Below are 10,689 nucleotides of genomic sequence, written 5' to 3' on the forward strand. Positions count from 1 at the left end.
GCGGGGTGGATGGAGCCGGGCTGCTACGAAGTGGCGCCCGGTGTGCATCGAATACCCCTCCAGATGCCCGGCGACGGTCTCGGGGCCGTGAACGTCTACGCCCTCGAGACCCCGGACGGCCTGGCTCTCGTCGACGGTGGGTGGCGAGTCGACACGACGTTCGAGGAGATGGAACGGGCACTGCTCCGGATCGGCCACGGCACCGAACAGATTCACGACATCTACGTCACCCACGTGCACCGCGACCACTACACGTTCGCCGTCGAACTCCGCCGCCGTCACGGTGCACGCGTCCACCTCGGAGTCGCGGAGGCGGACGGATTGGCGGCGGTCGGTGCCCTCGGCAGCAACGTGCCGACGGATTCGCTCCACGAACTCCGGCGCGCGGGAGCCCCCGTCCTGGCAGACATCGTCGAGGCCCTGACCGCCGCGGAACCCTTCCACCGCTCGGACTGGGAAGAACCCGACCACTGGCTCGCCGCGGGTCCGCTCCGGATCGGCAGGCACACGCTCGACGTCGTGCACACCCCGGGCCATACGAAGGGCCACATGGTGTTTCACGACGTAGATCAGGGACTCCTGTTCAGCGGGGACCACGTCCTGCCCACGATCACCCCGTCGATCGGCTTCGAACTGGGCGAGTGGGACCTGCCGCTGGGGCGCTACCTCGACTCGCTGTCCCGAATGCTCGACCGCCCCGATTCGCAACTCCTTCCGGCACACGGAGATCCGACACCGAGCGTGCACCGTCGAGTCGAAGAGCTTCTCGCGCACCACGACCAGCGATTCGAAGTGATGCGCAACGCGCTGATCTCGCTCGGGCAGGGGACCGCGACCGCCGTGGCACACGTGGTCACGTGGACTCGTCGCGAAAGACCGTTCACCACGCTCGACCCGTTCAATCAGATGATCGCCACCTGTGAGACCCTCGCGCACCTCGACACCCTGGTCGACCGCGGCCGGCTCACCGTCCGACAACGAGACGGCCACGACGTCTTCTCGGTCGTCTGAGTCGAAGTCTTTGCCGTCGTCTGAGTCGAAAGGATTCCTATGCAGAGTCGTGAGCTCACACTGGCGCGCCATCCCCGGGGGCGGGTTGTACCGTCGGACTTCCGCCTCGACGTGGTGACGGTTCCCGAAGAACTCGGGCCCGGTGACATTCTCGTGCGCAACTCGTGGTCGTCGATCGACCCGTCGTCAGGATGCGCCTCGGGCCCACCGGCCCCGCCGGCTACCTGCCGCCGTTCCGCATCGGGGAGACGCTGACCGGGTTGGCCGTCGGCGAGGTGCTCCGGTCCCGTGCCCCCGGCTACGAGCCGGGCGACACGGTGCTGCACATCAACGGTTTTCGCGAGTTCGCCGTGATCCGGCAGGACGGTGACACCCTCGCCGGGGCCGGAGGTGTGACGCGGCTCGACACCGTCGAGCATCCGCCGCAGGCGTATCTCGGAGCGCTGGGCAGCGCCGGGCTCACCGCGTATGTCGGATTGCACTGCATCGGCGAACTCGCCGGCGGAGACGTCGTGTGGATCTCGTCGGCGGCCGGAGCGGTCGGCAGCCTTGCCGCGCAGATCGCCAAGCTCCGAGGTCACTACGTGGTCGGCAGTACGGGATCGGCCGAGAAGGTCCGGTTCCTGAGGGAGGAACTGAATCTCGATGCCGCGTTCGACTACCACACGCCGGACCTGACGCGGGCCCTCGACGGTGCGGCACCCGACGGCATCGATCTGTATTTCGACAACGTGGGCGGAGCGCATCTCGGGGCCGCCCTGCATCGCCTTCGGCCGGGAGGCCGCGTGGCCATGGCCGGCGCGGTCGCGTCCTACGACGCCGAGACGGCGGCGGCAGGTCCGGACAATCTCTTTCAGATCGTATCGAAGAGCCTCACGGTGAAGGGTTTCCGGGCCGGTGCCTACGACCACCTGCTGGGCGACATGCGGGCCGAGGTCGGGGGCTACCTCCGCGACGGGCGGCTCGTTGCCGAGGAGACCGTGTTCGACGGTCTCGAGTCGGCGCCGGACGCCATCGTCGCGATGCTGCGCGGCCGCACCGTGGGAAAGACGCTGTGCCGTCTGCGGTGATGATCTACCCGCACAGCAAACCTACCCGCACAGCAAACATGGCCTCCGCATCGCGCGGAGGCCATGTTCGTCTGCCCGGGTTCAGGCTGCCGTCCACCCGCCGTCGGCGTAGATCTCCGATCCGGTGACGAAGGTGGAGTCGTCGCCGGCGAGGAAGGCGACCGCGGCCGCGATCTCCTCACCGCGCCCGAGCCGGCCCATCGGCGTGCCGGCCAGCATCTCGCGGTGACGCTCGGTGCCCTCCCAGCGTTCGAGCAGCGGTGGCGTCGCGATGAATCCCGGGTGCAGCGAGTTGACCCGTACGCCCGCCTTCGCCCAGTGCAGGGCGGCGTTCTTCGTCATCGTGCGGACGGCGCCCTTGGCGGCCGCGTAGGCGACACTGTTGCCTAGGCCGCCGACGCTTCCCAGGATCGAGCACATGTTCACGATGGAACCGCCGCCGCTGCGCTCGATGAGGGGACCGGCATGTTTCATGCCCAGCCACGTGCCGGTCTGGCCGATCCCGATCACACGATCCCAGTGCGCCCGGGTTTCGTCCTCGGCCGTTGCGACACTGCCGATGGCGGCGTTGTTGACCAGGGCGTGCAGAGCGCCGAACGTCCCCTCGGCTGCCGCGACGACCGCCTCCCACTGTTCCTCGGAGGCGACGTCGAGGGCGTGCGCGGCGTGTCGCTCGGGCCGGGCGAGAGTGCGGAGCAGGTCGTGGCAGGCCGATTCGTCGAGATCGGTGACGACGACGTGAGCGCCTTCGTCGGCAAGTCTGCGGACTATCTCGACGCCGATTCCACCGGTCGCACCCGTCAGCAGGACGACCTTGTCGCGAAGCCGGTCAGTTCCCGCACTCATCTGTACTCCTCGTCATTCGGTCGGATCGGGAAGGACATGCCGACATCACAGGTTGCTCAACACGTTCCGGCCGCCGACGAGCATCGCGAACACGACGCCGACACTGGTCACGGCCGTCATGAGCAGCGCCATCGCCGCCACCAGCGGGTAGGAACCGTTCTCCCACAGGTCGAACAGCAGCGTGCCCATCACCTGTGTCGTGGCGGCACGGACGAGCAGGGAGGCGGCGAACTCGTGGGTCAGCAGGATGAACATCAGGGCGACGGCACTGAGCACGGTCGGTCTCATCAGCGGCAGGATCACCCGGAGATTGGTGACGAACGGGCTCGCGCCACTGGTCGCCGACGCCTCGGCGTAGGTCTCCCCGAGCGACAGCATCGCCGTCATCTGCATCCGGGTGGAGAACGGCACCATGAGCACGACGTACACGAGGATGATGACCGCTTTGGTGCCGTAGAGGATCAGCGGGGGCTGCGTGTAGGTCAGCAGGAACCCGACGCCGAAGATCACCGCCGGAATGCCCAGGGGGAGAGCCGTGATGACGTCGCCGATGGTCCCCAGGACCCGGTGCTTGCGGCCTCGCACGAGCAGAGTGGCGGTGAGATAGCCGATCGGCACGCAGATCACCACTGCGACGACGGAGGTGAGAAGACTGGTGAACACCGAGTCGACGATGCTCGCCGTCTGGAACAGAGCCCGGAAGTTGTCGAGCGTGAACAGATTCCAGGACAGCGATTCCGACCAGTACGGAGACACCGCCACGATGGCGAGCCCGATCAGCGGAACGACGAGAGCGAGAATCGCGTACACCGAGATCACAGCGGCGGCCCAGACCGAGCGACCGGTGTTCGGTGCGAACGCTTTGCCGCCGTGAGTGACGAAGCGCTTCTGATTGCCGAGAAGCATTTTCTGCGCAAGCACGACGACGATGCCGAAGATGACGAGCGGTGATCCCGCGGCCGCCGCGGCCGCGAAGTCCGCCGGCGACTCCGACACCCGGCGGTACATTTCGGTGGTGAGCACCTTCACGCCCGCGTTCTGCCCGAGCAGGAGCGGCCCGGTGAACTGGCCCAGTCCGAGAAGCAGCGCGATTCCGCCGCCGTACACCAGCGACGGGCGCAGCAGGGGGAGCACGACGCGAAAGAACACCCCGAGCGTCGACGAACCGCTGATCTGCGCGGCCTCGAGGTGCTCGGAACTGATGTTCTGCATGCCCGCGCTCACGAACAGGTAGACGAAAGACGTGAGTCCGAAACCGGTGAGAATGATGATCCACGGGGTGCTGTAGACGTCGACCGGTCCGGAATCCAGGGTGTTCCACCAGGGAAGCGTGCGCAGGAGTGCGTTCAGGTACCCCGGCCCTGGAGACAGGAGGAATGCCCACCCGACCACGTTGGCGACCGCGGGCATCACGATGGGCAGGATCGGGACGATCCGGAGAAAGCTCAGCCGGCGGGGCAGTCTGGTGGCCGCGAACGCGAGCACCGTTCCCAGCACCATCGCGATGGCGAGCGACGTGACGGCGAGGGCGATGGTCGTCCGGATGGTCTGCCCGATGTCGTACCGCCCGTACTGGGCCTGATACCCGCGCGCGCCGTCTTCGAACGCCAGCGACTGCAGCCGGAACAGCGGGAGCACGACGAGGTACGCGAGAAACGCCAGCAGCGCGCCGTACCCGAGCCGGGTTCGCCACATAGCGCTGACGACGAGCGGCCGCGCGCCGCGGCTGACGGCGACGGTAGCCATCATGCCTCCGATCGGGCGGCGGCCCGAGCGAGCTCGGGAGCCTGCAGATCGACATGCCCGTCGGGGTGCGGGAACACCCGTAGTGCGCTGGGGGAGAAGCTGACCACCAGAGGAGATCCCGTTGCGGCGCCGCGCAACCAGGGCCCGTGCCGTCCGGCATCTGCGCGCAGGTACAACCGCTCACCGCCGGCGTCGACCGTCACGTCGAAATAGCGGCCACCGTACTCCGAGGTGACGAGTTCACCGGTCAGGCCGACGTCGCCGGGGGCGACCTCTTCGAGCGAACGGTGCAGGGCGAGGTCGTCGGGGCGCATTCTTCCCAGGGCCGCGTCGCCGCCGAGGCGTCCACCCTGGATGGCGGCCGCATCGAGGTCTACCGGAGTGCCCGCGCGCGTCGTCCAGCCCTCGTGCCGCCGGACGAGTTCGAGCCGGTTCGCCATGCCGATGAACGCGGCGACATAGTCGGAGGACGGGGCCTCGTAGACCCGCTCCGGGGTGTCGTACTGCTCGATCTTGCCCGCCTTCATGATGGCGAGCCGGTCTCCCAGCGCGAACGCCTCGGCCTGATCGTGGGTGACGAATACGGCTGTGAAGCCGAGACGTTGGTGGAGCTGATGGATCTGGGACCGCACCTGATCGCGCAGTCGCGCATCGAGATTGCTCAGGGGTTCGTCGAACAGCACCAGATCGGGTTGGGCGACCAGTCCGCGCGCCACCGCCACCCGCTGTTGCTGCCCACCGCTGAGCTGGGAGGGGTACCGGTCGAGCAGAGCCCCGCAGTCCACCATGCCCGCAGCGGTTTCGACCTGACCGGACGCCATGGCACTCTTCATTCGGCGGACCTTCAACGGGTACCGGATGTTCTCTCGCACCGTCATGTTCGGCCACAGCGCGTAGGACTGGAAGACCATGCCGATGTTGCGTTTGTAGGCCGGAACGTTGATCCGGGCCGATGCGTCGAAGACGGTGTGGTCCTTGAACGTGATCGACCCGCCCTCGGGTGTCTCGAGGCCGGCGATGCAGCGAAGCGTGGTCGTCTTCCCGCAACCGCTCGGGCCGAGCAGGACGAGGAATTCACCGTCCTCGATGTCGAGATCGAGTTGGTCGACGATGGTGTTGGACCCGAAGGTCTTGGTCAGGTTGGAAACCCTGAATTGCGATGTCACCTGGCACCTGCCTGGTTGCGAGTGGTTTGTCTTGGAGGGCGTCCGCCCAGGCTCCTGGCTTCGGAGCGTCGGCGGAGATAAAGTGAATTCAGTTCATTTCAGCGTAGCGGTCGTAGGCCCGGCGGGCAAGGAGTTGCCCGGCCGGTCCGTCACGACGACGAGAGCTTGGGAGTCCTGGCGCCCGCCGAGGTTCCACCGTCGATCATGAGATCGGTGCCGGTGACGTAGCTGCTCTCGTCGCCGGCGAGGAACTGGATGGCCTTCGCCACCTCGAGCGGCAGACCGCGGCGTTGCAGCGGAATGCTTTTCACGTACGCCTCCATGTCGTCGTCGGCGAAGTGGGCGCCCGCGGTGATGGCCGTGTCGATGCTGCCCGGGCACACCGCGTTGACCCGGATGTTCTTCTCCGCGAATTCCAGCGCCGCAACGCGGGTCAGGGCGCGAACGCCGAACTTCGACGCGCCGTACGCACCGAGTTCGGCGGTCGCGAGGACGCCGCGCAGCGAAGACAGGTTGACCACCGACCCGCCCGCGGTCATCGCGGCACCCGCGGCCTGCAGTCCGAGGAACGTGCCCACCAGGTTGAGATCGATCATGCGTCGCAACTCGGCGAGCGAGGTGTCCATGATCGACGCCTTGGACGCGGCGCCGGCCGAGTTGACGAGAATCCGCAGCGGGTGGCCGCGATCCGCCATCTCGGCGGTCACCCGGGACCAGTCGGCTTCGTCGGTCACGTTCAGGTGCCGATAATGGGCTCTCGCACCGAGTTTCGCCGCGACACTGTTGCCGAGATCGTCGTCGACGTCGCACAGGTACACCGTCGCCCCGTGGGCGTGGAAGAGTTCCGCTGTCGCGGCGCCGATCCCGCGTGCCGCACCGGTGACGAGAGCGCAGGTATCACGCAGTCGCGCGTCGTGTGACGTCACTGGATGAATCTCTTTTCCCAGTCGGCCTGGTATTCGGTGAGCGATTCGGGCGTCAGATCGGACGGGTTGGGCAGTGCGATGTCCTGGGCCCGCGCGACGCTTCCTTCGATGCCGGGCAGGGCGCTCGCGTAGCCGAGCGACAGCGCCTTCTGGCCGGCCGGGGTGACCATGAAATTCGCCAGCACCTGAGCCGCATTCGGGTGCGGCGCGGCGGACAGGGCGTGCGTGAACCAGGGCGTTCCCCACGGCGGCGCGGGCAGAGCCCAGTCGACGGGCGCACCCGATTCCTTCTCCCTTACCAGGGGTTGCACCACCGGGGTGGCGACGATCTCGCCGGAGGTCAATGCCTGGGCGACTCCCAGTGCACTCGGGTAGATGCGCGGTTTCAGTTCGGCGAGTTTCTGGAGATAGTCGGGGCCGAAGTTCTTTTCGAAGAAGCGGTAGAAGTCGACGTAGGAGGCGATGCCCGACGGGTTGACTATGCCGATCTTGCCCTTCAATGCCGGGTCGAGGAGGTCGTCCGGCTTCTGCAGACCGCCGGGAAGTGCAGTCGTGTTCCATCCGAGCGAGAACACCGCCGCACTCGTCAGGAAGAACTTGTCGGAGATGATGCTCTTCTCGCGCTCGTACTCCGGCGCGTCGAACGCCGGGCCGACGAGGTCGGTCGAGTACGTGCCCGACTCCGCGGCCGTCTCGATCCAGGCGGAGTCGGTGAGCATGTGGACGTCGGCAGTGCCGCGTTTCGTCTGATTCTCGACCTCGACCTTCGGGTTGATGTCGGCGTCCGTTCCCCGGACGTATTCGAGGGAGATCTCGGGATACTCCTGCTCGAACGCCACTTTGAGCGCCTCGAGATTGGCGGGGTTCTGGCTCGAGTACAGCAGCACGCTGCCTTCACTCTTCGCGGCGGCGACGACGTCGTCCCACGTGCCAGACACTGGTTGACTGACACCGGAACCGCCGGATCCGCAGGCGGCGGAAGCGAACGCGGCGACCACCGCGACCGCCATCAGCTTTATCGGCACACTTCTCATGGCATGAAAGTCCTTCCGGAATCGGTTCGCCGGATGCGAAACCGTGTATTCGTTTGCGGCGCGAGGGATCGAATGGGCGGCGACGGCCTACAGCGAGAGCCTGTGAAGCAGCGCGGCGACCTGATCGGGAATCGTCACCATGGCCATGTGGCCGGATTCGAGAAAGACGGTATCGCCGCCGACGACGGCGGCCGATCGCTCCTGCAGTTCGGGCGGATAGCAGGCGTCCTTCGTCAAACGTACGTATGTGCGGGGTATGTCGGCCCGAAGGCCGGACAGATCGACGGATTCCGTGAGTAACGCAGCGGAGTCGTCGACCAGCTGGTCGATCATCCAGCCGGTCTGCTCGGCGTCCATGTCGTTGCAGAGCATCGCTGTGGCGCCCACAGGATCCTGGCGATAGACACCGCCCTGTATCGATTCTTCGACTGCGGCGCGGACGTCCGGGTCGATCTGCTCGATCACGCGCGTGCCGTCGGTCGGCACGACAGCGGAGAGGAAGACGACGTGCCGTAGTCGGCCCGCGAGCGCCGGCATGGCAGGTGGGGCCGTCACTCCGGCGAAGGAATGTGCGACCAGAACGATGTCCTCGAGGTTCGCTGCCTCCACATCCGCAACGACGGCCGCGGTGCTGTCGGCGAGGGTGAGGGACCGCAGGTCGGCGGACCGGCGTCGACCCCGTCCGGGGAGATCGACTGCGAGAGTGTCGCCTTCGAGCAACGGCAGGAGTGGGTCCCAGCAGGAGGCGCCCATTCCCGCGCCGTGGATGAGAACGAACGACATGATTCCCCTCAAATTGAACTGATATCAGTTTGAATCTAAAGAAGTTGCCGTGTGATGTCAATCACCTGCTAGCGTGAAGTGAATCCAGTTCAATTAGGAGTACTCATGACGCCTCCACGTGCGGCCCGGCCGCTGCAGCTCGGCCCGCTTCGGTTGGCGAACCGTCTCGTCGGGACGGCGCACGCCTCGGGGGCCGTCGCGGGCGGTGTCCCGTCGCCCGGCGACGCAGACTACTGGCGCTGCCGGGCAGCAGGTGGCGCAGCGATGCTGATCGTCGGCGGCACCGTGGTGTCACCGAGCTCGGCCAACCGCAACGGCAACATCACCGAGGTCTGGCGTCCCGAAGTCGTCGCGGGCCTCGAGGCCCGGGCACGGGCGATCACGGAGGAGGGAGCCGTGGCGGCGTGCCAACTGGTCCACCTCGGTCGCGAAACGCTCGGCGCCGAATTGTGGAGCCATCCCGTGGCGCCGACCGTCGTCCGCTCGCCTCGCGAACCGACGCGTCCTCGCGCACTCGCGCCCGCCGAAGTCGACGGGATCGTCGACGCCTTCCGCACCTCCGCTGTGCCGCGTGGTCCGCCGGATTCCCCGTCGTCGAACTGCATGCAGCCCACGGATATCTGCTGGCGCAGTTCCTCTCGCCGGTCACCAACTTCGGCCCCGACGCCACGACGGTCTCGCAGCGGGTGCGGATCCTCGACCGCATCGCGGCCGCGGTCCGCGACGCCTGCCCCGGTGTCGTCCTCGGTGTGCGCGTCTCCGCAGAAGGAGGCGAAGAGGCCGGCCTCGGCATGGACGGGCTGTGTGAGCTGCTTCCTTATCTCTCCGGCTTCGACTACGTCAACGTCACCGTCGGCGTCCGCACCACCTACGTCCGGGACATGGCCGTCACCGACCCGCCGCTGCTCGACGCGGTCGGACGGCTGCGCGCGGCCACTTCGACACCGCTGCTCGTGTCGCAGTCCTTCCGCACCGGTGCATCCATCGACACCGCCCTGCAGTCGGGTGCCGACCTCGTCGGCGTGGCACGACCGCTGATCGCGGACCCGCACTTCCCGCGGAAGTTGCTGACCGGCCGGGAATCCTCGATCCGCCCCTGCGTGTCCTGCAACGAGGACTGCCGGGCGTTCGACCCGGTCCTGCTCTGCTCGGTCAATCCCGACCTCGCTCCGCCGGGCCAATCCGCGCGCCCGGCGTATCCGCTGACCCTGGGCCCGACGCGCCGGTCCACGGCGCGGCGCCGGATCGCCGTCGTCGGTGCGGGCCCGGCCGGGCTCGAGTGCGCGATGCGGCTCCGATCCGACCACGACGTCACCCTCTTCGAGGGCCGCGACCGGATCGGAGGCCAACTCGCGATTGCCGCGGACGCACCACACCGCAGCGGCTGGCGTCGCCTCCTCGACTACTACTCCGACAATCTGTCGTCGGTGACGATCCGACTGGGCCATCGGGTGAGTGCCGCCGACCTGGAGGGCTTCGACGACGTGGTCCTGGCGGTCGGGGCCGAGGAGACGCTGCCCCGTGAAGCGGCCGGAACGATGTCGCTGCTCACGTCGCACGCGCTGGCCGGGGGAGGGGAGCCGTTGCGCGGTGCAGGCCACGTCGTGGTGGTCGACGACGGATTCGGGCTCTGGCCCGCGGCAAGCTCGGTCGAAGCCGCACTCGCCGCCGGCGCCGGCCTCGTGACGGTCCTGACGCCGGCCGCGGCCTTCGCGTCGGGCCTTCCCGCGGAAGGTCGCGTGCAGTATCTGCGCCGGCTGTCGGGCACACCGGTCGACGTGCGCGTGCTGTCGTCGATCGTCGGGGTCTCCGACGGCTCGGTCGAGTTCGAGAACACCCTGTCCGGGGTGCGGACCCGCCTCGCCGCCGACCGCGTCGTCGTCGCCGGCGAGCGGCGCTCGCTCGACTGGTCGCTCGTCGCGCCCGACAACGCACGCGTGCACGTCATCGGCGACGCGCTCGTCCCACGCAAGGTCGCACACGCCGTCGCCGAAGGTCATGCTGTCGCCCGTGAGTACTTATTAACCGCCGGGGGGCTGTTGCAAAATTCCGGTGGGTGATCAGCGTGTCACAGCGTCCTGGCCTGGGCTTTCTTGGATAATGTGTT

At 67.5% G+C, this 10,689-nt stretch carries 7 protein-coding genes and 2 pseudogenes; 3 read left to right on the forward strand and 6 right to left on the reverse strand.

Features of this window, described 5'->3' with window-relative positions:
* Nucleotides 1-9: 9 nt before the first annotated feature.
* Entirely contained in the window at nt 10-1,011 is a 1,002-nt protein-coding gene (locus MLGJGCBP_RS43210; protein WP_160103749.1) for an MBL fold metallo-hydrolase, read from the forward strand.
* A gap of 39 nt (nt 1,012-1,050) precedes the next feature.
* Nucleotides 1,051-2,081, forward strand: a pseudogene (locus MLGJGCBP_RS43215) (NADP-dependent oxidoreductase).
* An 81-nt stretch (nt 2,082-2,162) separates the two neighbouring features.
* Here the strand turns inward: MLGJGCBP_RS43215 and MLGJGCBP_RS43220 are convergent.
* The 6 genes from MLGJGCBP_RS43220 to MLGJGCBP_RS43245 form a co-directional block, all read right to left on the reverse strand.
* Nucleotides 2,163-2,927, reverse strand: a complete 765-nt coding sequence (locus MLGJGCBP_RS43220) for an SDR family NAD(P)-dependent oxidoreductase (RefSeq protein ID WP_160103733.1) — start codon at nt 2,925-2,927, stop codon at nt 2,163-2,165.
* Nucleotides 2,928-2,972: 45 nt separating this feature from the next.
* Nucleotides 2,973-4,673 (reverse strand): ABC transporter permease, encoded by a 1,701-nt coding sequence (locus tag MLGJGCBP_RS43225; RefSeq protein WP_160103735.1) that lies wholly within the window; start codon nt 4,671-4,673, stop codon nt 2,973-2,975.
* On the reverse strand, nt 4,673-5,839 hold the full coding sequence (locus MLGJGCBP_RS43230; RefSeq protein WP_160103737.1) for an ABC transporter ATP-binding protein: 1,167 nt from the start codon (nt 5,837-5,839) through the stop codon (nt 4,673-4,675). The genes MLGJGCBP_RS43225 and MLGJGCBP_RS43230 overlap by 1 nt, the downstream gene beginning before the upstream one ends.
* 149 nt (nt 5,840-5,988) lie before the next feature.
* Entirely contained in the window at nt 5,989-6,765 is a 777-nt protein-coding gene (locus MLGJGCBP_RS43235; protein WP_160103739.1) for an SDR family NAD(P)-dependent oxidoreductase, read from the reverse strand.
* Nucleotides 6,762-7,799 carry an ABC transporter substrate-binding protein gene (locus MLGJGCBP_RS43240; RefSeq protein WP_160103741.1) on the reverse strand — a complete coding sequence of 346 codons (1,038 nt, stop codon included), beginning with the start codon at nt 7,797-7,799 and terminating at the stop codon, nt 6,762-6,764. Before MLGJGCBP_RS43240 ends, MLGJGCBP_RS43235 begins: the two co-directional genes overlap by 4 nt.
* Nucleotides 7,800-7,886: 87 nt before the next feature.
* Nucleotides 7,887-8,582, reverse strand: a complete 696-nt coding sequence (locus tag MLGJGCBP_RS43245; RefSeq protein WP_160103743.1) for an alpha/beta fold hydrolase — start codon at nt 8,580-8,582, stop codon at nt 7,887-7,889.
* 105 nt (nt 8,583-8,687) lie between these two features.
* Between MLGJGCBP_RS43245 and MLGJGCBP_RS43250 the strand changes: the two are divergent.
* Nucleotides 8,688-10,642, forward strand: a pseudogene (locus MLGJGCBP_RS43250) (oxidoreductase).
* Nucleotides 10,643-10,689 lie beyond the last annotated feature (47 nt).

The sequence above is a fragment of the Rhodococcus sp. T7 genome (assembly GCF_009872365.1).
GTDB lineage: Bacteria > Actinomycetota > Actinomycetes > Mycobacteriales > Mycobacteriaceae > Rhodococcus_F.